The 23,279-nt window shown below is 34.9% G+C and carries 26 protein-coding genes; 6 read left to right on the top strand and 20 right to left on the bottom strand.

Annotation, left to right across the window (positions count from 1 at the left end; translation table 11 throughout):
- Position 1: 1 nt before the first annotated feature.
- Positions 2-853, bottom strand: coding sequence for an ABC transporter permease (locus HVS_RS02180; protein ID WP_101298811.1), 852 nt, complete (start codon positions 851-853; stop codon positions 2-4).
- An 83-nt stretch (positions 854-936) separates the two neighbouring features.
- On the bottom strand, positions 937-1,620 hold the full coding sequence (locus HVS_RS02175; protein ID WP_242971641.1) for an ABC transporter ATP-binding protein: 684 nt from the start codon (positions 1,618-1,620) through the stop codon (positions 937-939).
- 340 nt (positions 1,621-1,960) lie between these two features.
- Between HVS_RS02175 and HVS_RS02170 the strand changes: the two genes are divergently transcribed.
- Positions 1,961-3,151 carry an FtsH/Yme1/Tma family ATP-dependent metallopeptidase gene (locus HVS_RS02170; protein ID WP_101298810.1) on the top strand — a complete coding sequence of 397 codons (1,191 nt, stop codon included), beginning with the start codon at positions 1,961-1,963 and terminating at the stop codon, positions 3,149-3,151.
- Between the two features lie 7 nt (positions 3,152-3,158).
- On the opposite strand, the gene HVS_RS02165 is transcribed toward HVS_RS02170, so the two are convergent.
- From HVS_RS02165 to HVS_RS02130, 8 genes are all read right to left on the bottom strand, one after another.
- Positions 3,159-4,271 carry an iron-containing alcohol dehydrogenase family protein gene (locus HVS_RS02165; RefSeq protein ID WP_235827452.1) on the bottom strand — a complete coding sequence of 371 codons (1,113 nt, stop codon included), beginning with the start codon at positions 4,269-4,271 and terminating at the stop codon, positions 3,159-3,161.
- Between the two features lie 46 nt (positions 4,272-4,317).
- A complete protein-coding gene (locus HVS_RS02160; protein ID WP_133161628.1) occupies positions 4,318-5,121 on the bottom strand; it encodes a sensor histidine kinase in 804 nt (267 codons plus the stop codon).
- A 165-nt stretch (positions 5,122-5,286) separates the two neighbouring features.
- A complete protein-coding gene (locus tag HVS_RS02155) occupies positions 5,287-5,604 on the bottom strand; it encodes a hypothetical protein (protein ID WP_101298808.1) in 318 nt (105 codons plus the stop codon).
- The gene (locus HVS_RS16870; protein WP_101298807.1) at positions 5,591-5,764 is read right to left on the bottom strand and encodes a winged helix-turn-helix domain-containing protein; all 174 of its coding nucleotides are present in this window, start codon (positions 5,762-5,764) and stop codon (positions 5,591-5,593) included. The genes HVS_RS02155 and HVS_RS16870 overlap by 14 nt, the downstream gene beginning before the upstream one ends.
- The gene (locus tag HVS_RS02145; protein ID WP_101298806.1) at positions 5,739-6,266 is read right to left on the bottom strand and encodes a response regulator transcription factor; all 528 of its coding nucleotides are present in this window, start codon (positions 6,264-6,266) and stop codon (positions 5,739-5,741) included. Before HVS_RS02145 ends, HVS_RS16870 begins: the two co-directional genes overlap by 26 nt.
- A 180-nt stretch (positions 6,267-6,446) precedes the next feature.
- Positions 6,447-7,436, bottom strand: coding sequence for a hypothetical protein (locus tag HVS_RS02140; RefSeq protein WP_101298805.1), 990 nt, complete (start codon positions 7,434-7,436; stop codon positions 6,447-6,449).
- A complete protein-coding gene (locus HVS_RS02135; protein ID WP_101298804.1) occupies positions 7,426-8,208 on the bottom strand; it encodes a hypothetical protein in 783 nt (260 codons plus the stop codon). Before HVS_RS02135 ends, HVS_RS02140 begins: the two co-directional genes overlap by 11 nt.
- Entirely contained in the window at positions 8,192-8,890 is a 699-nt protein-coding gene (locus HVS_RS02130; protein ID WP_101298803.1) for an ABC transporter ATP-binding protein, read from the bottom strand. The genes HVS_RS02135 and HVS_RS02130 overlap by 17 nt, the downstream gene beginning before the upstream one ends.
- 276 nt (positions 8,891-9,166) lie before the next feature.
- On the opposite strand from HVS_RS02130, the gene HVS_RS02125 reads away from it, so the two are divergent.
- Positions 9,167-10,879 (top strand): AMP-dependent synthetase/ligase, encoded by a 1,713-nt coding sequence (locus HVS_RS02125; RefSeq protein WP_101298802.1) that lies wholly within the window; start codon positions 9,167-9,169, stop codon positions 10,877-10,879.
- A 155-nt stretch (positions 10,880-11,034) separates the two neighbouring features.
- On the opposite strand, the gene HVS_RS02120 is transcribed toward HVS_RS02125, so the two are convergent.
- The 8 genes from HVS_RS02120 to HVS_RS02090 all read right to left on the bottom strand — a co-directional run bounded on the left by HVS_RS02120 (position 11,035) and on the right by HVS_RS02090 (position 17,555).
- Positions 11,035-11,916, bottom strand: coding sequence for an Mrp/NBP35 family ATP-binding protein (locus HVS_RS02120; RefSeq protein ID WP_101298801.1), 882 nt, complete (start codon positions 11,914-11,916; stop codon positions 11,035-11,037).
- Between the two features lie 341 nt (positions 11,917-12,257).
- Positions 12,258-13,082 carry an MBL fold metallo-hydrolase gene (locus HVS_RS02115; RefSeq protein ID WP_101298800.1) on the bottom strand — a complete coding sequence of 275 codons (825 nt, stop codon included), beginning with the start codon at positions 13,080-13,082 and terminating at the stop codon, positions 12,258-12,260.
- Positions 13,083-13,120: 38 nt separating this feature from the next.
- Complete coding sequence (locus tag HVS_RS02110; RefSeq protein ID WP_101298799.1) at positions 13,121-13,474, bottom strand: DUF134 domain-containing protein; 354 nt, start codon at positions 13,472-13,474, stop codon at positions 13,121-13,123.
- A gap of 91 nt (positions 13,475-13,565) precedes the next feature.
- Positions 13,566-13,874, bottom strand: a complete 309-nt coding sequence (locus tag HVS_RS02105) for a DUF5320 domain-containing protein (RefSeq protein ID WP_101298798.1) — start codon at positions 13,872-13,874, stop codon at positions 13,566-13,568.
- A gap of 448 nt (positions 13,875-14,322) precedes the next feature.
- Entirely contained in the window at positions 14,323-14,454 is a 132-nt protein-coding gene (locus HVS_RS17465; protein WP_278278674.1) for a hypothetical protein, read from the bottom strand.
- A 101-nt stretch (positions 14,455-14,555) separates the two neighbouring features.
- Positions 14,556-14,900, bottom strand: coding sequence for a hypothetical protein (locus tag HVS_RS02100; protein WP_101298797.1), 345 nt, complete (start codon positions 14,898-14,900; stop codon positions 14,556-14,558).
- Positions 14,858-16,591 (bottom strand): hypothetical protein, encoded by a 1,734-nt coding sequence (locus tag HVS_RS02095; RefSeq protein WP_101298796.1) that lies wholly within the window; start codon positions 16,589-16,591, stop codon positions 14,858-14,860. Before HVS_RS02095 ends, HVS_RS02100 begins: the two co-directional genes overlap by 43 nt.
- Positions 16,569-17,555 (bottom strand): copper amine oxidase N-terminal domain-containing protein, encoded by a 987-nt coding sequence (locus HVS_RS02090; protein ID WP_101298795.1) that lies wholly within the window; start codon positions 17,553-17,555, stop codon positions 16,569-16,571. Before HVS_RS02090 ends, HVS_RS02095 begins: the two co-directional genes overlap by 23 nt.
- 551 nt (positions 17,556-18,106) lie before the next feature.
- Between HVS_RS02090 and HVS_RS02085 the strand changes: the two genes are divergently transcribed.
- Both HVS_RS02085 and HVS_RS02080 read left to right on the top strand, forming a co-directional pair.
- Positions 18,107-18,364, top strand: a complete 258-nt coding sequence (locus HVS_RS02085; RefSeq protein ID WP_101298794.1) for a hypothetical protein — start codon at positions 18,107-18,109, stop codon at positions 18,362-18,364.
- A gap of 74 nt (positions 18,365-18,438) precedes the next feature.
- On the top strand, positions 18,439-18,630 hold the full coding sequence (locus tag HVS_RS02080; RefSeq protein WP_101298793.1) for a DUF6485 family protein: 192 nt from the start codon (positions 18,439-18,441) through the stop codon (positions 18,628-18,630).
- A gap of 86 nt (positions 18,631-18,716) precedes the next feature.
- Here HVS_RS02080 and HVS_RS02075 read toward each other — a convergent pair whose 3' ends face one another.
- Positions 18,717-20,204, bottom strand: a complete 1,488-nt coding sequence (locus HVS_RS02075) for a S41 family peptidase (RefSeq protein ID WP_101298792.1) — start codon at positions 20,202-20,204, stop codon at positions 18,717-18,719.
- A 151-nt stretch (positions 20,205-20,355) separates the two neighbouring features.
- On the bottom strand, positions 20,356-21,135 hold the full coding sequence (locus HVS_RS02070) for a hypothetical protein (protein WP_101298791.1): 780 nt from the start codon (positions 21,133-21,135) through the stop codon (positions 20,356-20,358).
- 409 nt (positions 21,136-21,544) lie between these two features.
- Between HVS_RS02070 and HVS_RS02065 the strand changes: the two genes are divergently transcribed.
- Both HVS_RS02065 and HVS_RS02060 read left to right on the top strand, forming a co-directional pair.
- Positions 21,545-21,985 (top strand): transposase family protein, encoded by a 441-nt coding sequence (locus HVS_RS02065; protein ID WP_159063347.1) that lies wholly within the window; start codon positions 21,545-21,547, stop codon positions 21,983-21,985.
- Positions 21,986-22,055: 70 nt separating this feature from the next.
- On the top strand, positions 22,056-23,225 hold the full coding sequence (locus HVS_RS02060) for a transposase (RefSeq protein WP_242971640.1): 1,170 nt from the start codon (positions 22,056-22,058) through the stop codon (positions 23,223-23,225).
- Positions 23,226-23,279 lie beyond the last annotated feature (54 nt).

Genomic DNA, 23,279 nt, shown 5'->3' with positions numbered 1-23,279 from the left:
GTCAAGACCTCACCTTACATTTTGAAACAACTAAAACCGAAAGAAAGTAAAAAACAACCAATGTTCCAAACAATATTGCCAGGTAAAGCCAAAACGGCATGATATTGCCGCCCACTTCAAATTCAATTCCCATAAATGCCTTGATATCCGCCGGAATATGTTCAAGAGAAATTGCTTCCTGCACCATTACCTGACGAAGAGCTGCAGCACCGTGGGAAATGGGAAAAATCTTTATTACATTTTGAATGAACACAGGCAAGTTGCCAATGGGAACATAAACGCCGGTTAAAAATCCAATTAAAGTTCCAATTAATATTGACAAATTGCTAAATGCATTCATGCTTTTGATGAATGTCACAAGCAGGAAAACAATTGCACTGGATGCTCCCACTGACAAGACAATTATACCCAAAGCTTTAAGCAGCCCATGCAGTGAAAGAAATTCCCCACCAAGCATAACAATATATAGCTCTCCAAGTAAAAAAGTAAATACAGACATAATAAGTCCGATAACAACCGATGAAATAATGTAGGCAAGAACCAGCTTTGAGCGTGGTATGGGTGAACTCTCAAAGTCTTTAGAAATATTTTTTGCCTTATCCTCAACCATAATCCCAAAGCCTCCAAGACAAGTAGTCATGGTGGCTGAGGCAATAACGCCGGCCATTACCCAGGAATCTGTGAAAAACCTGGCAACCGCATCAGAGAAACCTTCTGCAGTTTGGGCAATCATTTTCCCAAGAAACAATACATACAGCAAAATAATAATTAAAACACCAAGGAGAGAAAAGAAAACAGCGGCTTTGTCCCGGAAATAGAGCTTGAGATTGCGTATCACCATGGCTTTTAGCATTTATCCCATCTCCTTTCCCGTTATTTGAATAAAAACTTCGTCCATAGTTCCGTTTAAGACCTGGAAATTCATAAGATTACCACTTAATTTATTAAGAAGAGGTAAACTGTCAACGGTTTCTTCCAGATTGACAACAATTTCCCCGTTTTCCTCCCGGTACTTGACTTTTCACTTTCCAAAACTTCCTTTGCCTTTTTTCTGTCTTTTGGAACAAAACGCAGGGTATCCGTTGCATACCGGCTTTTAAGTTCTGCAGGTGTACCTTTTGCAACAATCATCCCATCGTCTATAACTACCACATAATCAGCCAGCGCTGCTTCTTCCATGTAATGCGTCGTTAAAAATACAGTCATGCCCATACTTTTTTGCAAGTGCTGAATTGTTTCCCAGACATTTTCACGCGTTTGAGGATCAAGACCGGTTGTTGGTTCATCCAGAAATAAAATGTCAGGCCGGTGAACAAGTGCCCGTGCAATAGCAGTGCGCCGGCGTTGCCCGCCTGACAGTTTGCTATACGAGCGGTTTGCCAAATCAGTAATTTTCACCGCATCCATTGCCTTTTCCACCCGCTCTTTTATTTCTGCCTTCGTACCTCCATATAAACTTTCCCTTGTCATCAAGTTTTCCTTTACCGTCAAAAGTTCATCCAGATAATTGTCTTGAAAAACAATGCCTATGCATTTTTTAATTGAAATATCATCAACACCTACTTTAAAACCTTTTACTTGAATTAAGCCCTCATCCATTGGAAGCATTGTTGTAATCATGTTAATGGTGGTGGTTTTCCCGCACCGTTTGGTTCTAGAAATGCAAATAATTTCCTTTCTCAGCATAAAAATCAATTCCTTTAACCGCATAAATTTCACCATAGCGTTTTTTTAACCCCTGTACTTCAATAACTTTATTCAAATATAATCCTCCCCCTGCAATTCCTTATATCATGCCTATGCTTTTTTGTATTAAAGTTGATGTTAATAAATATTTATATTGGAATAAAATTTATAAATTGTATTATAGCAAAAATTTTGAATAATATAAATGCTTTTGCTATAATTGAATTTAAATAAATTTTTAATTTGAATATATTTTAAACAAAGGGGAAACAAAATGAAAAACAAAAAAAATATACTGATTATTTCTATGGTTATACTTGCAGCGGTCATCGGCATATCTTTTTATTTTGAAAAGGATAACTCCCAATATATGCCCTACCCTGAATTCTACAACCATGTGGAAAAGGGCAATGTGATTTCTGCCAAAATTGCAAGTGATAAAGTAAAATTCTGCTTAGACTGTGAGGAAACAGAATATCATACTGACAATCCGGAATTAGATTCTTTTAAAGAGTTTTTACTCCTAAACGGGGTTAAAGTTACCTCAGAAGAAGATGTGGATACAATTTTATATACAGTTGTAGACATGATTTTTTATGTCATCTTTTTTGGGATTATAATATTTGGCTTATATAAACTTTTTGATTTTAGAAAAAACACATTTAAAGTTATCCGCAATAACAATACCAAATTTTCAGATGTGGCAGGCATGGAAGATTTAAAAAGAGATATGCTTCAGGCTGTGAACATATTAAAAAACCCACATAAGTATGCGGCAAAGGGTATACGCCCCATAAACGGTATTTTACTTGAAGGAGACCCCGGAAACGGAAAAACTTTGTTTGCAAGGGCATTAGCAGGGGAGGCCAAAGTTAATTTCATTGCAACCAAGGCTACGGATTTTCAAAGTGCAATTATGTCCATAGGACCTGCCAAAATCAAAGCCCTCTTTAGAAAAGCCCGAGCCAACAAACCCTGCATAATATTTATAGATGAATTTGACGGAATAGGAGAAAAGCGTTATTTTTCCGGAACTGGAATCGACAAAGAAAACAACAGAATTATTGCCGCAATGCTAAATGAGATGGACGGATTTACCCGTGAGGAAGGTGTTATGGTTATTGCTGCAACTAATAACTATCAGGCTCTTGACGAAGCTTTGGTGCGTGCAGGAAGATTTGATAAAAAATACACCGTTCCTTACCCTGATTATAAAACCAGAATTGAACTGATAAAAATACATTCTAAAGACAAAAAATTTTCACAAGATGTATCAATTGAAGAGATAGCCTCTAAATTTGAGGATTTGAGCTGTTCCCAAATTGAAACAATACTTAATGAAGCCGCAGTAATTGCTGCCGGACAAGGACAGGAAGAAATAACAAAAAATCACCTGCAGGAAGCCGTAAGGAGGATATGCAATGTTGCACCTGCACACCGTTCCGGCTATATCCGCAGGCAATAAAAACGTATTATTTTTTCAAAAGACTATTGCTGTAAATGTTTACAAGAACCTCAAGTTCTACTTCCTGCGGGTGATTCTTCAATTTCTTTTTATTGAGCATTAATTTTTTTGAATATTCATAAATTTCCTCTTCCGTTATGTCTATTTTTACATCTATTAATCTTTTGAGAATGTCTTCTAATTCTTCTAAACTGCCAACACCTAAAAACCTTAACATTCTTTCTATCTTTGTCTTGTTCTTAAAGGATTTTAAGTACTCCACTGTCAAAACACCATTGGCAAGTCCGTGGGGAAGCCCTTTAAAATAAGTGAGGGGATATCCCATTCCATGAGGCAGGGATGTACCGGTTTGTGCAATTTGTACCCCGGCTAAAGTTGATGCCATCATAACTTTGTTTCTAAACTCCGGGTCTAAATCCTTATCTACTAATTTTTTAAAACAGTATCCAAACAGCTCAAAACCCTTTTCACCATAGATATCTGACATATAAGTGCTGTTTGTGTTCAGATAACCTTCAACTAAATGGGTAAAGGCATCAATAGCAGTATTTACAGTGATATCATAGGGCAGGTTGTATGTATATTTACAATCTATAAAAGCGACTTTTGGAAATATGCTTTGTCCTAAGTTTTTCTTTGTCTTTTCCTGATGAGAAGTCACTATGCTGTATTGGGTGACTTCCGAGCCTGTCCCTGCAGTTGTCGGCACAGCCACCACGGGGATGCTGTTAAGCTTCCCGCTGCCAAATATATTATTTTTATTGATTTGGGGGTTTTTTATAAATACAGCCATGGCTTTTGCAGCATCCATAGGTGAACCGCCCCCAATTCCAATTACAAAGTCAACATTGTAATCCTTTCCTATATTGCTTCCTTTTTCTATGGTTTCTAAAGAAGGATTCTCCTCCACCTCATCAAAAAGAACATACTCTACTCCGGTTTCTAAAAGGGCTTTTACCACATCATCATATGAACCGTTCTCTTTTGCAGAGCGCCTTCCTGTAACAATTAAAGCCCTGCTGCCTATTTTGCCAAATACTTCTTTGTTTTTTAAAATTACATCTTTGCCAAAATATATTTGCGTTGGCATACTGTATTTAAATTCCATACTAAAATCCATAAAGACACCACCCCGTCAAAATAATATGTTTGTCTTACACTGCTTCTTACGTTGTTTTTTTATTATTACGTTTTTTATTTTTTATTATTTTATTTTTTTGTCTCTTTATCTTTATATCATTTTTTATCTTTATTTTAAACTTACCGTCATATTCTATATCCCATCCATGAAGTTCCACAATCCTTTTTACATTGGCAAGGCCGATACCCCGCAGTTTTTCTCCAGTCCTGCTCTCTTCCCCTGTTACCATAGGGTCCCACATATAATCCCTGATTTTTTCCGGAACCCCTACACCGTCATCATATATAATAAGCATTTTGTCTTTATTATCCCATTCAACAAATATATTAACAGGTTTATTATTGTGATAAACTCTGTTTTGAAGTAAGTTTTCCAGTACCCGTGCAAAAAGCTTTTTGTCATATTTGGTGATAAACTTAGCATCATCACTTATTTCTACATTTATAGAAGCATCATTTTTTACAAACCATGAATAATTTTCTCCTATAAAACGCCTTACTTCTTCCAGTACATCCCCTTCTTCAATTGAAAATATGCCTTCATCCCCTAAGGTTGTAAGGCTTAGCATATTTTCAACCCTTTCTTTCAAAATTATCCCGTTACTATAAATAACTTTATAATAATCCCCAACTTCATTTTCCTTTACAATCCCGTCTTCTAAAGCTTTAGAATAAGTAATAATTGTTGACAATGGAGTTTTTACATCATGGGCAAGCCCTCTTAAAAACATACTTTGTCTTTTGTTTTCTTCCGCCTTTATTAAATTAAACTCAAGCTTTAATCTCCTGGTAAGCCTTTTTATTATTAAATATATCAAAAAAATGTACACAGCCCCTCCCAGTATAAAAAGTACCTCTGAATAAGGAAATCCGTTTCCCACGGCTGCTATGTTTAAGGTGGGTACTTTTGAAAAACCAAAGAGGGATATATTATAATAAGCTTATTACCGTCCACGGTACCGTACGAAAAGGCGGTTTTATCATTATGCCTTATATCAACATAAATCCACAAGTTCTATATAAGTATAATTCTTTTTATCATCCTCTTGATAATAGGATTTTACAACATTTCCTTCATTATCTACAACAATGCCCCAGCCTCCAATTTCATTAATAGCTTCCCAGTCTAAATCATCTGGATTTACCTTCCTTGATATTGGAACAAGGGAATTTATATTTTTTCCTGCAGTAGAATACAGCACAAACGCCACTACAACAAATAAAAATAAAATATTTATAACAATAAATGAAGCTGCAAACTTAAATGTATTTTTTAAAATATTCCTCCGCCTGTCCATGTCAACACCCTTCATCCATCATATACCCCAAACCCCTTATGGTTAAAATTTTTGGGGTGTTGGGTTCACCTTCTATTTTATCCCTCAAATTGCTTATATGCACCATTATGGTGTTGTCATCTCGAAAATACGGCTCATCCCACAAATATTCATATATTTCCTGCTTGGTAAACACCTTGCCCGGCCTCTATAAACAATGTAAGCAGTTTATATTCCTTTGCCCTCAGCTCAAGAATTTTGTCTCCTAAATATACCACCCTGTTTTCCACATCCCATTTAAGGGAACCCACTACTATTTGTTTTTTCATACTTCTTTGATTTCTGCGAAGGACTGCCATAACCCTTGCCACAACTTCACCCGGATCAAAGGGCTTGGATATATAATCATCACCGCCTAAATTAAGGCCTTTAATTTTGTCCTCCACTTTTCCCCTGGCAGAAAGAAATATAACCGGAAATTTTCTGTCCTCTCCTAAAGCATCCAGCACTTCAAATCCGTCCATCTCAGGCATCATTATATCAAGAATCATAAGGGATATATCTTTTTCTTTTAATATTTCCAAAGCCATTTTTCCGTTTTCTGCTTCAATTGTTTCATAGCCGGCATTCTCTAAATATAGTTTTATAACCTTTCTAAGTTCTTTAGAGTCGTCAACAATCATTATTGTATCTTTCAAATGCTCACCCCTTTTCCCTTAATTTATAGTAAAGCAGTAAATCTGTCAATGTATTGATAAAAATAAAGATGCATTATTAGATTCATCAATATATACATTAGTAGATACATTAATAGATGCACTAATAAAAGTGCTAATAGATATACTGGTAATTAATAAAGATGTATTAATGAAAATATGCTAATAAGGATGCATCAATAAATCCGTTAATGTACTCTGAGAATTAAATAAGTTTTCTTTCCAGTCATTGTCTTGAAAGTTGCTGTTCTTATCAAGAATCAGGCATTTTATTCTTCCTGTGGTATAAAATTTTGAAACTCCTTTTGAGTATATTACACTAACGGAAATTTCGTCAACTTTTCCCGTCAGAATGTCCATAATTTTATCTTCTATGTACCGAGCTGTCCCCTCCACCAGCTCCCTGTCATTTTCCATTTTAATATAAAAATCAAAATCATCCCCCAAAACTTCTTTTAGATATTTTACTCTTCTATTATGGCATTTCACCCAGCCTTCTTTATTATTGTTCTTAAAATAATCCATCAGACTTTTCTCTTCTTCCGTCCACAGCTTACGATATTTAATGTCATTATCCAGCAGGTACAGTATATTTAAAAATTTTTCATAAGAACTTGAATTTTCTTTATTATCTTCACTATGGGGATTTAATTCAGGTGAATTATTTGTTTTATGTATATTGTTTGCTTCAAATTCATTATTTGCCTGAAAACTATCTATATCTGATATAATGCCCCTTTCAATTTGAAAAGCATGAAAACCTTCATGAAAAAGGGCTTTAATATAATGATATTCCATTTTCTCACTGCTCATATTCCCCATAACGTTAAGAACCTGACTCAGCATTGATTCAGGCAGTACTTTAACCACAGGCTGCCCTTCTTCAACCCAGGCGGTAAATGCCAATACTTCTAAAGTAGGTTTTTTTTCAATTATATCCCCTTTAAAGTATCTAAATTCCACATTTTCATAATTAACATCTATAGGGTATTTGCCAAGTTTGTACCCTGGCCACAATTCCAGCTTTGAATCTATTTCCAATGCCTTTTCTATTAATACCAGGGTATCTTTATCCATATCATCTGTTTTGGTAAAGTACATCCCTGAAACTAAAACTATTCCTGTCAGTAAATAAATTAATTTAGTTTTCATTTCTCGCCACCACCTTGACTGTAAGGTACGTAATTCCTATCAAAGCCCACAGGTAAAACAAGCTGCCAAATAATTTGCCGTAGTATAATTTCCCATGGTCAAAAAACTCCCACATAAAAAAATCCCTGATTAGATTTCCAAACTGGTCAAGAGGGGGGATAAGTTTTAGAAAAAAACCTGCCACACTGCCAAACATCCCGCCTTTATTTCCTACTAAAAGCTGTAAAGTCCCTCTTACGCTTCCTAAAGCAACTGCCAACACCCCCAAAAGGGCAGCCACAGCGGAGGGCAGTATCAATGTCAGCAGTGATACCAATACCGTTAAAGTCATTATTGTAAGGAGGTAGAGAAATACAGCGGTTATAAAGCCTAAAACAGTTATGTTCCCGCCTTTAATAATTATTTGAATAAACATGCCTGTACAAAAAATCAAAGCCATTAAAGAAGTAACTATTACATTCCCGGAAATTAAACTTAAATACTGTTTTTCAAGAGTCAAACCGTGCAGTTTCAGGAGTTCCCTTTTGGTTCCCTGCCTGTGATTTGATATAATATTCATGGATATGGAAACACCCGCTAAGGACGCAATAACAGAAAGTATCTTCCATTGAATCCCGTAAACGGCATGGTCTGAAGTGGCCTGAACCCCGTTTACACTAAACTCTAGCTGAAACAAAACTATAAGTGTTATTATGGTTCCTAATATTCCAAAAATTATAAACGAATTCTTCTTTATATTTTCTTTTAAATGCAGTTTAATTACAGCTTTCATGCTTTACCTCCTTTGCCGTTTCAATAAACATATCCGCCAGTGTAGTACTTTTAAAATCCTCTTTTGTAAATTCCCTATATACACTTTCATCCATTATGATAATCCCTCTGTCCGCAACCCTTTCCACGTCATAAAGCAGGTGGGAGTTTAGCATTATGGCCTTTCCTTCTTTTTTTAATTCCCCTATCAAATCCTGCATTTGCTGCTGACCTAGAAAATCCTGCCCTGCAGAAGGTTCGTCCAGTAAAAGTATATCCGGGTCTCCTATTAGGGACTGGGCAACTGCAAGCCTTTGCTTCATTCCTTTAGAATAATTTTTAACCAATGTATCTTTACTAAGTACAAGACCTACTCTTTCCATTAAATTTACACTTTCTTTTCTGTATACGGACTTTTTCATTTCCCTTACTTCCATGTAGTATTCCAATACCTTGCGGCCTGTTAATATTTCCGGAAACACAGGGGTTTCCGGTGAATACCCTATCTTAACCCCCTCTTCTTTAAAATACTCCCCTTCAAAATCCTTATCCCACTCAAGTATTATCCGCATAAGAGTGGTTTTTCCAACGCCGTTAGGACCTATCAGGGCAAATACCTCACCCTTTTTAAGTGCAATATTTAAATTGGTGAATATTTTCTTTTTTCCAAAGGATTTTTTTATTCCTTTCATTTTGAGTATCATTTTTATCACCTCAAATACATTATAAAATATGTGTCTTTAACCACCCTTAGATAAACCTTAAATTAACCTTAAATAAAATCTTCTGTAAAAATTCCTTTGATTGGATAAACTTTTGGTTTGTATATAACTTTTAGTACTTGCATAATTTTATACTAATAAATAAATCCAATCATTTTTTAAAGATTTTTTGCTGATAGTATTGTATAATAATTATTATTAAAGCTTTACAGAAAAACTTTACTAGGGTACAACCTATTTTGTGGAGGTAAAATTATAATGAAAAACAGTAAGTTATATGAAGTAAGACCTATTAAGGATTTAAAGGATATGCTAAATTCCAGTGCGGAGATATACGGGGACAAGGCGGCTTTTTTATCAAAACCAAAGGGCAAATCCCAATATTTTCCCATATCATATAAACAGTATAAATCCGATGTAGACGCCATGGGAACGGCTTTTATTGACCTTGGACTTAAAAATAAGAAAATTGCTCTAATAGGTGAAAATCGCTATGAATGGTCTATCACATATCTTTCAGCTGTAAACGGGACAGGGGTTATTGTGCCTTTAGATAAAGAACTTCCTGCAAACGAAATTGAACTACTTCTAAAACGCTCTAAGGCAGATGCCATTATCTACTCAGACAGTGTCAGGGATAAAATAGAGCCTCTTTGTGAAAAAGACACTTCCATAAGATATTTTATCAGTATGGACAGGGAAGAAAACCAGGGAAACATATTATCATTCCATTTACTTTTACAAAAGGGGCATAAACTTTTAGAAGAAGGAAGACGTGAGTTTATTGATACAAAAATAGATGCTGAAGAAATGAGCATACTTCTCTTTACTTCTGGAACTACCGACACTGCCAAGGCTGTTATGCTGTCTCACAAAAATATAGTGGAAAATTTAAAAGGTATGTGTTCCATGGTTTATATTGATGAAAAGGATACATTTTTATCAGTGCTCCCTATTCACCACACCTATGAATGTACCTGCGGTTTTTTGTGTCAGATATACAGGGGCTGTACCATTGCATATTGTGAAGGATTACGTCATATAGTTAAAAACCTTAAAGAATCCAAGACTACAATTATGTTGGGAGTGCCTTTGATTTTTGAATCCATGTACCGTCAAATAATGAACAAGGCCATAAAATCAAAGGGAGAGAAAAAGATTAAGTTTGCAATTAAGCTTAGCAATGCTTTAGCTAAAATTGGAATTGATATTCGCAAAAAAATATTCAAAGAAATTCATGAGGCTTTAGGCGGGCATATAAGGCTGCTAATCAGCGGTGCTGCAGGTATTGACCCTCAGATAGCTAAGGGGTTTAGGGAACTTGGTATATCATTAATACAAGGATATGGTCTTACTGAATGTGCTCCTATAGTTGCACTAAACCGTGATGTTTACTATAAAGATGAGGCTGCCGGACTGCCACTTCCAAATGTCCGGGTTGAAATTGACAGTCCTGATGAAGACGGCATCGGTGAAATTAAGTGTAAAGGCGGAAATGTTATGCTGGGCTATTACGAAAATTCTGAGGCCACAAAAGAAGCTATCAGGGACGGATGGTTTTACACAGGTGACAGCGGTTTTCTCGATGAAGACGGATTCATTCATATTACCGGACGCAAAAAGAACGTAATTATCACCGGAAACGGAAAAAATGTTTTCCCTGAGGAAATAGAAACTTTGTTAAACAGAAGCCCGTATATCAAGGAGTCTTTGGTTTATGGAAAAGGCCAGTCTGACGGCGATACAGTAATATGTGTAAAAATAGTTCCCGATATCGACAAAATAAAAGAAGATAAAGAAAATAACCTTATCCCGGATGAATCTGTGGAAAAGATTATTGAAAAAGAGGTTAGAAATGTAAATAATGCTCTGGTAAGTTATAAACATGTTAAGGAAATCAGCATTCAGGAAGAGGAGTTTATTAAAACAACAACAAAAAAAATTAAGCGCCATGAAGAATTAAAACAATAGTATATTGTATAGTTTTGCGGGAGATGATATTTGCCGGTCCGTCGCAAGTTCAACGGGAACGCAGTATTTTTATCTGCCTATACTTTTTTCTTTATATGTAAAAATAAATAGTACCTACACCTTATGATGTAAGCACTATCTATCAGCATACTACATTAACCCCCTAATATCTTTGCAACAGGGTCAAGCCAATTGCCCTCAAATAGCTCTATCATGCCTTTATCACAGGCAGCAGAGATCTTCGGATCAATTGGAATTTTTGCAAGCACCTTTAAATTGTGCTTTTGGGCAATTTCGTCAATATGGCTGTCCCCAAAAATTTTGTGTTTGCCGCCACAGTCCGGACATTTAAAATAGGACATATTCTCCACCAGACCAATGATAGAAATATGCATAAGCTCAGCCATTTTAACTGCTTTTGATACAATCATTGATACCAGTTCCTGGGGCGAAGTAACAATGATAATCCCGTCAACGGCAATGGACTGAAACACCGTAAGAGGTACATCGCCGGTTCCCGGGGGCATATCAATGAACATAAAATCCACATCACTCCATATAACATCCGTCCAGAACTGCTTTACTGTATTGCCAATTATAGGTCCTCTCCACACCACAGGATCGGTATCATTTTCTAAAAGTAAATTAATGGACATGATATCAATACCTGTCTTGGTTTTAACAGGGAACAGTCCAAATTCACAGCCTGATGCTTTTTCTTTGATACCAAAGGCTTTTGGAATTGAAGGTCCTGTAACGTCCGCATCTAAAACAGCGCTGTTATAACCCAGCCTTTTCATTGTAACTGCAAGCATGGAGGTTACCAGGGATTTACCCACACCTCCCTTACCGCTTACAATCCCAATAACTTTTTTGATTCTGCTCATTTCATGGGGTTTTTCGGAAAAATCATTGTGCTTTTCTTTAGATTTTGCATTTTCTTTTAACTTTGCATTTCTTTCTTGTTCTGCATTTTCTTTTATTTCTGCACAGTTCTCTGTGCAACTGCCACAACCTTGATTACATTTTTCACTCATAATCTTAGCTCCCCTTTTTCTTATAATTTTGTTGTGCTTAATTTTGAACTTACTTGTATTTTACCGGTTTTGCTTGTATTTTACCTGCTTTAATTTTATTTTACCACTTTAATTGCATTTTACCGCTTTAATTGTATTTTACCTGCTTTAATTGCATTTTACCGCTTTAATTGTATTTTACCTGCTTTAATTGCATTTTACCGCTTTAATTGTATTTTACCGCTTTAATTGTATTTTACCTGCTTTAATTGCATTTTACCGCTTTAATTGTATTTTACCTGCTTTAATTGCATTTTACCGCTTTAATTGTATTTTACCGCTTTAATTGTATTTTACCTGCTTTAAATTTTTATTTCACTTCCTGCTGACAGATAACCAATCCTATCCCCCATAACAGCTTTAAGTCTTTTATAGGGTTCTATACCTGTACAGTGGCAGGTGTAATATTTTCCATTGGTATCCATAAAAAATTTGCCTATCCTGCCTACAGTGTCAAGGCTTTCGTTGTCTTCTCCTGAACGGTTGGAAAGATGAAATCCCCCTATTACATAATCAGGCATACACCCTTTTAAATTATAAAAATGCTGCAAAATATTTGTAATGCCGTTATGTGCACAGCCTACCACTAAAAAGTTTTTTTCATTCTCTTCAATTATAAGATTTTGCTCATGGAGAAAGGTATCTTGAATCATTTTACCCTTTTCCTCCATATACAGTCTGTTATTTGATGCCGGAGGCGGCTCTGTTTTGGTAATATTTGAAAACACCCGTATGCCGTCCCTGATAACAAAATTATTTGACGTAAATACAATTTGACTGTTTTCTTTTAGTTCTTCTTTTAAGCCAATATACTCAAATTTATCATTTGATCGCAGGGCATAGTATTTTCCAAATGCCAATGGATGAAGAAAAACCTGTGCCTTTGTATTTTCACGAAAAAAAGCCTCAAGTCCCCCGCCATGGTCGTAGTGGCCATGGGAAATTAATAAATAATCTACATGAGAAATATCAACTTCCATCTTTTTTGCATTTTCAAAAAACAGTTCACTTGCCCCGGTATCAAATAAAATTTTACAATCATTTACCTCTATATAAAGGCTAAGGCCGTGCTCACTGCCAAATTTCTTTGATATGGATGTGTTTTCCGCCAGTGTTTTTATAATCATAATTCTCTCCTTATTCAAACATCAAATCCACTGTCTTTTTATAAATTTCTTTTATAGCCGCGTCTGCGACACCCCCGTCCGCATCCGTTTCCAAGTCCCTCACAAAGCCTGTATTCGCCGCCCTCTATTAAAAGTATTTTCCCATTTACCAGCGACTGGGCTATTTTCTTTCTTGCTTCTGCATAAATACCCTGAACAGTGGTACGTCCCACATTCATCTGCCTGGCACACTCTTCCTGGGTAAAACCCTCTAAATCAATAAGCCTTATGGCTTCATATTCATCCACAGTCATCTTTACACAGTGTTCACCGCCCACATTTAAATCAAGAGGTCCAAACTTGTTGCTTTCAGGCAGGCTGCATACTTTTCTCCACTTTATCGGCCTTGGCATATTTTATTCACCTCACTTCTTACAATACCAGGTATCTGGCTGCACATTGTTGCAAGGCAGGCAACAGCCTGCCTTTTAATTTGTAACAGGACTAGTCTTTAAATTTTTCAAGGCGCTTTTTTATACTGTCAAGCCGGCTTTCAAGAAATTTAGCCTGATTTTTAAGGAACTCCTTTTCATCAGCATCTGATGCAAAATATGCCCCTTTTTCATTCTGGTTTCCACAGTGCACCCATCTTGGCAAGCCGGTAGCACAAAACATCCGTCTAAATCCTCTTCCCCGGCCGAATCCTCCTGCTGAATTTGCATAGCCCGGAGCTGTAAAACCGGCACAAAAACCTGCGCCTCGTCCTGTCACCGGACCCATTCCCATAGGCCCCGTTCCGTCTCCTCTTGGCATAATTTCACCACCTTTGTGTTATTTTTATTTTCCGTTGCAGTTTAATACCTGTACCTGGCCACTGTCACCAGGTCTTTTTTCCCATGGCATGCCATTAAAATATGTGCTTCTGACATATGTCATTTATTTTATATTATACACTATGTTTTTGACATATGTCAATAACTATTATAAAAAAATTCGAGGGTTTTCTACAGATCCTCAATACCCCGGAAGTAATGTTCTATCATATCCAGATCCATACATAAATATAAGGTGGTCTCCGTCATGTCCTTTTATAAAGACGGAATCTAAATCTATTTTTAATAGTATCATATTTTATGTAAATCTCGTCTTAGCAACCATTAGTTACTTGCATTATCAATTTTATTCCCTTTTCCGTAGCTCTTTGAGTCATTTCGTCAATTGTATTGGCAAGATTGTAAACCATACTTTCCACCTCCGTAGATCACGATTTTTCCAGTATGTCATCTATCTTAAAACGCAATTCTTCTGATATCCTCGGCTTTAATATCCATTTTAGCCAACCTTTAAATAAACCAAATTCCTCTTCCGACAGGTCCCCTAATATCTCTATCATTTTTACCAACCTGTCCTTTAACTGTTCAGAATCTATTTTCTGGTCAAATAAAAATACAACGGTTATTCTTTTTGGTAAAATATTTAATTATTTATCTTTAATTAATTTGTATCATCATACATAGAACCTTTTACCGTAATAATAATCTCATCTAAAGGCACTATTCCTTTTAAGGTACCAAGCAAATTATATGCATTATTTATGCTTGTAAAATTATTACTTGCAAGGTTTATATCCGCCATCCATACCCTTATGTAATACTCTCCGTCAGGCATGTGTGCATGGGTATAAAAATTTATATTGTCTTTGTTTACTTTAATTGTGATTTCCGTAGTTTCGGTTATTTTGTACATGCTCTGGCCTTCTTTTACATATTCCCTGTATTTAAAATTATCCCTGCTGTCTAAAGTACCTGATTCACTGTAGCCTTTATGTGGCACATCCATCTTATCACGTCAAAAGTATAAGGTTCACTCTGCCATAAAAGTCTCTTTTGCAAGTACATGTTTCCGTTGTTCTCTATTTTATTTTCAAAACTTGGTGGTTTTAAATCCTTTTTGCCGTTATATATGTAAGCATTTATAAATATTCTATCACTTCCTGGATTAAACGGCGCCTTTGCCACACCTTCAACTTCTATTTCATCTTCGTCATACAGACCGGTATCTCTTTTGTAAACATATGTCCTTCTTACCTCTCCACCGTATGTAAATTCCCCGTCTAAAACTTTTGGTTTTCTAGGATCAGGTAAATTAAGCCACTTTTTATTTAAAGGGTCATCTCCAAAAACAGGCCTTTCCACAGTTGCCGTTACATTAGGGTTTAATTCTATCGTATCGCTGTTTTCACTAACACCAATTGTTTTTGGGCTGTATGATTTGAATAGTTTAATGCCTTTTAATATTTGAGAATCTTTTTGCTCTATGTTTAAACTTCCTGTAGCAAGGCTTCCTTTTTTCCATTCACCCCGTGGTTTAGTTAAACGGGCGGTGATGTCTTCGCCTTCAGCTAAAGGAAAGCGTATTTTTCTTGACAGTGCATTATATGGTAAATCAAATGTCCTTTCTGTTTCATATTTTTTCACCAAGTGTATTGCAAAAGACTCGGAGTCCAAAATATTATTATTAAGATATTTTTCCACTGGTTCTTGTCCGTTTTCATTTATTTTAAACTGTATTCTTACATCACTTTCCGGCATTTTAAAAATTGCATAAAACAGTGCTTCTCCTCCTGCCGGAATTTTTACTTCTCCTTGTTTTTCAGAAGCATTTCCTAAAAACTCAGCATTTATTTTATTGCCTTTTTTATCTGTAATTTCCCACTCATAGTTTGTTTTTATTTCTTCTTCAAAGGTGGAATTAACTACGACACTTACTAAAACTTCGCTGTCTTTTACAGCACCTGAAGGTATTTCTTCAAAATTTGCAGACAGGTCATTTCCCGGCGAGTAAAAGGTCAGTACAATTGGATAGTCAAAACGAAAGCCTACAGCTGGAATTTGTATGTCAAGTGTGTCCCCTATTATATATTCAAAATTAATTTCATCTCTTTTATAAAAATTAAGCTTTGGTTTGCCTTTAAAATATATCTTTCCATTTTTGAGTTCTATAGAAGGTTTTTCATAAAAGATATCATATATGATCTTATATTCATCCGTCACTGGATTTTTTAAAGTCGTTAAACAAACTACCTTTAAATCCTCAGCTTTTATTAGCTTCTCGTATATCTTAGAATCCAGTTCACGTTCAATTACAAACTCTCCCTTAATTTTATCTGCTAAAGCATCTTCATCAGTCAAATCAAAGTTTAAATCAGTATCATAAATTTTTATGTCTTCATAACTCCAATACCCTCCACTGTGATGCCACATTTCAATATATTCTTCAAGTTTAATGGGTTCACCTATACGACCTATCTTTGGTATATCATCTACTCCGTCAATTAAAACTTCAATATTTATGTTACCTCCCTGGGCTTTTACATAATCATTAACTAGTAATATACCAACAGCAATGAGAACCATAAATAATACTATTGTGAAAATCACTTTGTTTTTCACTATACTATTGTGAAAATCACTTTGTTTTTCACTGTTGTTTTCACCTGCTTTCTTTTTACCATTGAAACATTTTTTCAAAGTTAAAAATGTCGGTATATGAAATTCGTTGGTCAGTAGCTGACTCCGGAACAAAGTTTGCTCTTCTTGTTGTACCATCACTTAATGCTCCGTCAATAACATAAACAATATTTAATATTCCTAAATCTTCTTTTATTTCTTTATTTCGTACTGCAATAACTATATTAAAACCTTCAATATCATTTATATCTATTAGTCCTGTTGTATCCTTTTTGAAAGTTCCTTCTCGAGGTATATCAAACCCTGGTACCCTGGTTCCTGGAGCAAAAGAACGTTTTGCTCCACTTTTAAGAATTATACCAATCCCTAACGACCACTCAAATTCCTCCGGTATTTCGGGATACTCACCTACAATATAATACTTACCATTTTCTTTCACAAAAGCTAACTGGTCTGCCATCTTCAATAAAAACTCCTGGGACTTCTCTATTGTCATCCTTCCAAATTCATCAACATCTGTTGCAGGATTAAAGGCAATGCCGTCATAATACCTTATTTCCCCCTCTTCAGGACTTGGAGTTGGCACAGTTCCTCCTGTTGTTATATACACAGTCCTTATGGAAGCATTCCACTCAACATTTGCACCTAAACCCTCACTTACAAACCTTACAGGTACAAATGTCCTGTCTTCCAATAAAAGCACAGTTGTGTCCATTTCCATTGTCTTGCCGTTAACTGTATAATCTGATTTACCTACCACCAAAGTTATTTTATTTCTTCCCTGTTCTATAGTGACCGTCTTTGTTTTGCCGTCCCATCCTACATCTGCTCCCAATGCCTCACTTACAAATCTTACAGGTACCTGTGTACGTCCAATTTCATCTATAAAGGGCTGAGCATCCGGAAAGTTTATCCTATTGCCGTTTACCACCACACGAAGAGGTATTTTTGCAGCAAAAATATTTACTGTTAGTATTGTGCTTACAACTGTTATTAGTACTAGTATAAAAGCAATCTTTTTCATTTTTTCAAACCTCCATATGAATTTTTTAAAAATATACTTGTATATTAAAAAATTTTGAATTTCTTACTTTTAGAATTTAAATGTATTTATTATCATCTAATGTTTTTATCGTATTATTTGTGGTTTTTGTTTACATTTTTATATACTCTTATATTCTCTCTTTCACTAATTAAGATATTTCTTAAAATATTATCCGTGTTTATCTGATAGTTCCTACGTAAGTTTATTTTCTTCCGGTATCTCCACCACATTTACCTTCGTTACACTATATGTTACTGTATTTCTTTATCCCTTTGTTTACAACTAAATCCTTTCTCTCAATTTCTTTTTTGTTTTTTATACCAATTAATATTATATATTACTAACAGGCGATTTTCACTTGTTTTTAAAATCAAGTAAAATTGTTTACGGTAATTATATGGTAATTATATAATTAATAGAGTATATAAGGTAAATAGGGCCAGTTTTATACTAATATTTATTTAATTATAGAGAGGATATCATATGGTTTATTTAGAGCCAGGCATGTCAAAGTAAGAGTTTTTGGATTTATGGATTGTATGGATGAGATAAATGATTATAATACGAAGATTAGAAAAGATTTTTACATATTAAAAGAGCGAGAAGAGGGAAAAGCACACAGGGTGGTGTTTAAGGACTTAAATAAAATCCTGCCTGTAAATAATATTAAAAACGGAAATCTCAATATGGATCTTAGTAAAGTCCATGAAATTTCTTCAGCACCTTTGGTAATTCGCAGTTTAAACCTAAACATCCTATCATACTCTTCCTCTCATGATGCTGCCTGAATTCATTTGTTTATTGAAACGCAGCAGGTTTTTTATTATAATGATTGTGATAATTTAATTTTGGAGGGGTTAAAATGGCTTGCAATAATACCATCAATTGTACTTGCACATATACATCATGTTCACGCCATGGCAAATGCTGTGAATGTGTTGCATACCACCGCAGAAGCGGAGAAGTGCCGGGATGCTTCTTTTCCAAATCCGGAGAAAAAACTTACGACAGGTCAATTGAAAATCTTTATAATGATTATAAAAAGAATGGTTAAGACGGCTTTTTTGCCGTCTTTGTAAGTTAGTTCTCCTAAAATTGCACCTTAAAAAGGCACTTCCCTTAAAACTTTACATCTCACATCTATTTTTCATTAAGCAATTTATACAATTTTTCCATAGCAAGCTCACTCTTGCATTCAATATCCGGGTAAACAAGATCATCTGTACATTCCTTATCTGCACGATAAAACCGTTTTGTAGATATTTGCATATACAATTGTGAATTAGGTAATTTAAAAACCGCAATTTCACCATAACCGTTCGGATCGTTCCCCGGTGCTTCCCCTATAATAGTTCCTAAGTTATTATCTTTCACAAATTGTGCAAACATCATGGCAGAACTAAAGGTACGTGCTGACGTTAATAGATATAGATTACCGCTAAATAGCAAATCTTTATATTTCTCATTTTTAGAAATTCCGCTTCCAATTTTCAGATATATAAAACCCAATCTCCAACCCATGGACCCTACTTTGTAACTGTCAACATCCAAATATCTGATAAATTCATTTGCAACCAGACTACTTCCTCCTCCGTTATATCTTAAGTCAACTGCCACATTGCCGATTCCCTTATCTTTTATTTCTTCAAACATTCTTCTCACACAGCTTACGTATTCATCATTATATTTACACTGATCAAGACGCAGTATTGCAATATCCTTTTCTGTATCAATTTCATAATTTACAAAACTTCTCTCTGATGTTTTTGCATTGTCAATATCATTAAATTCGGCATATTCATCCCACGGAAGAAAATCATTCAAATAACAAGTTTCAATACGTGTCCTTCCATCTGCCGAAGTCAGTGTATACTCCACTCCATCATCTATGTCAAATCCTAAATAATCTATCCCGGCTTCGGTAACAATATCATCAGACAATAATTCATATTCCCATGACGTTGCCTCAAAACTGTAATAACCGCTCATTTGCTTGAGAAGTTCATCTATTGAAATACCGTTTACCGCTGTTATTTCATACCCTTCATAAATCCATTTATGATAATACTTCATTATTTTTCTGTCTTCATAATTACCGGTAACAAAGGTATGACCGTCTTTTAGAATTGAAAAGATGGACTCTGTCTCTTTTGCCAGTTCATTCACACTTATTTCATCCCATTGTTCAATCCTCTTTTTTACAATTTCATACTGTCTGCTGATATCATCCGGAACTCCTTTGTATAAAGCAGGATGAAGTTTTCTTAAGTATTTCATTGCATATTTCAAATCTTCCTTTGCCTCATCGGAACTAATCTGATAATTATATGATTTGGAATAATAATTTACATCTTTACGAGATGAAATACTATTCCAATATGGATTGCAATAGCTTCCAAAAATTGATACCACCACTGTAAACAAAGCCAAAACATTAACAATTGCTTTTGCCGTCTTTTTACTCCGGTCTTTTACTAAAAATAAAACAGAAAAAACAATCACCATCAATGAGGCAATTGCACACACCAACTCAGGAAAATTAAAATTTATTAATAAAAGATTTGCAGGAATTAGACTAACGGCCATTATATCAAATAAAATACTTAATAAAAAGTATCTCTTTCTCATTTAAAATTCTCCCCATAATTTATTTAGATTCTCGTTATGCATATCCAAACTAATTATTAGATTCTATTGCTGTACAAAAGAAATGATTACATGGCATAAATACCAAATTCCATTATATGCGAAAAAGTTAATAATATCAATATTTATTTCCTTATCCAAGCATAAGCCAAAAATACTCCGGATATAAACTCCAGGATTTTGTATGTCTGTCATACTGCCAATATGTTACTATAAATCCAAGCCTGTCAGCGTGGGAAGTTCCGGCTACAGCGTTTTGTGCCATCAACCTATATGGAACAATTCCGTCGTCTTTGACAGGGTACAGATGAGGCTGGTAAATAACAAATCCTTCTAGAGGTTTTATAAGCCTACCCCTGCTGTCATAAACCCTTCCTTCGTAAAATTCCTTTCTGTCACTTACATCCACTATATAAAATTGATTAAGTTTGTCACTTTTAACAAGGACTTTGTAATTGTCCATATATTTAACTTTAAACTCTAAGGGTTTCATAAGATCCACAAATTGCTCAGGACCGAGAAAATATTCAACATTGTTATTGTAGAATGATATCACATAATAATATGTCAGTGCCCCGCTTCCCCCAACAGGAAGACCTACCATAATTTCTTTTGAAGTATAGCTTGTAAAACTACCTAAAAATATCCATGGATTTAAGGACATATTGTAATCAGAATACAGAGGGATAACATGCCATTGCTTGGTACTGCCGTCCTGCACCATTATCCTGATGTTTTCATAAAAGTTATTCTCTCCTTTTTCACCTACCAGATAAACTATATCAGGTATCCCGTCACCGTTTACATCCCCTACCTGTCTGTCAAGGGTGTAAACATTCTGCCTGTTGGCATAATTTAACCCATTATCTGTGTAATTCCCATAAAAATTAATATACGGATTTGTATAGTACATTGTTGACCTCCTATATACATTTTTTTAATGTATTATATGAAGGTCATGAAATTAAGGAAACAGATAACAGCAACTCAGCCAACATATTTTCCACATCGGTAAAGAATTAACTTATTTCCTCTTCACGCCTGTTTTTAAAATAAATAATCAGGTAGAATAGCTGGTACAAAAAACATATTGGCAATATTGGTATACCAATGCAAAGGTGAATTGTGTCCCAGATTAATATATCAAAAAATGCCTCTATACCATATACGTTATTCCCTCCATGATAAGATGCAATCCAATTGCCTTCGCTATACCTGTAAATTTTCAAATTAAATTGGTTCTTTCCAGGGTTAATTGAATTAAATGACAATATATGATAAAATAAATGAAAATTAAACAAAAGAAAAGAGGATTATATTCCATGGATGAATTTATTAAACAATTAGACCCAAACTTAGACTATATTAGTCATGAAATAAAAGATGGCAAATGCTATATAACAGTAACTTCCAATCGAAAAGAAGTAACATGCCCATTTTGTGGCTGGCCATCATCCAGAATACATTCCACATATAACAGAACCTTTCAGGACCTTCCAGTACAAGGTAATAAGGTATTTATTATTATACGTAACAGAAAATTTTTTTGTGATAATTCTGATTGTAATCATACTACCTTTGCAGAAAGGTTTGATTTTATCTCCTATAAAGCGAAGAAAACCCGCCGTCTTGAGGATGAAATTGTGCGACTATCAATAAATTGCAGTTCCATTACAGCATCAAAAATACTAAAGGAAAATGTTGTGGATATTGGTAAAAGTACAGTTTGTAATCTTTTAAAAAAAAGAAACACCGGTAATTGATAAAAAGACTATAACAGCTGTTTGTATTGATGATTTTGCTATTAAAAAGCGTAGAAGCTATGGAACAATTATGGTAGACATTTTTACGCATCAAATACTTGATATGATTGACTCAAGGGATTATGAGACTGTTTGTGAGTGGTTAAAATCATATCCAAATCTTCGTATAATATCAAGAGATGGGTCTGTCACCTATAATAATGCAATTACAGGTGCACACCCGGAAGCTTTACAAATAAGTGACCGTTTTCATTTGCTAAAGAATTTGACTTCCTATGTAACAGAGTATCTAAAAAAGAGATTAAAACCGCAAGTTTCAATACAATCTGTCAGTCAGGAAATTAAAGAGGTAGAAACAATAAAACAGGCGAATGAGAACAGAAAACTCACATTGAAAGAAAAATATGAAAAGATAAAACAACTTTCATTAGAAGGAAGATGTAAGACAGAAATTTGCCGAAGCTTAAATATGGATATACGAGCTTATGATAAATTAATAGCAATGACCCCTGAAGAAAGGGAAAAGTTGTTCCAGACAAAAAATATGATCATACATGAAGAAAAAGTAAAGCAAAAAATGGAACGTATAAATGAGGTGCGGGAGTTAAAGAGAATAGGTTTGAGTAATATAGAGATATCCAGACGTACCGGACTTGATAGAAAAACAGTTAGAAGATATCTTGATGAAAACTTTAATCCGGTTCATGCTTCCTATGGTAAAAAGAGAAATGGGAAACTGACACCATATATAAAAACGATTGACGAATACCTTGAGAGAGGAATGATGGGTTCATATATTGTGGAAAAGATACATGAAATGGGATATGATGGTTCGTCATCAACTGTGCGGCATTATATGACAGACTGGAAGAAACGGAGAAAAAAATATTACGATAGAAGTAGAGAAGATGGGACAAAAACAGAAATAATAAAAAGAGAAAATATATTTAAGCTATTGTACCACCCAATAGAAAAAGTAAAAATAATCAGTGAGAAACAATTTGAAATGATATGCAAAGAATATCCGTTTTTTGAAAAAATATATAAAATAACATGGGAATTTAAGGATATGCTAACTAATAAAAATATTGAAGCCTTCGATAAATGGATAGAGCGGGCTAAAAATCTAAACATACCGGAAATAAACAGTTTTATAAATGGAGTTGAACGAGATATGGAGGCTGTAAGAAATGCGATAAAATATGAATATAGTAATGGGCTTGTAGAAGGGGTGTATTAATAAACTAAAGGTAATAAAACGAATTATGTATGGCCGTTGTAGTTTTGAAACATT

This window comes from Acetivibrio saccincola (assembly GCF_002844395.1).
GTDB lineage: Bacteria > Bacillota > Clostridia > Acetivibrionales > Acetivibrionaceae > Herbivorax > Herbivorax saccincola.
This window is presented reverse-complemented; position numbering and strand designations above follow the sequence as displayed.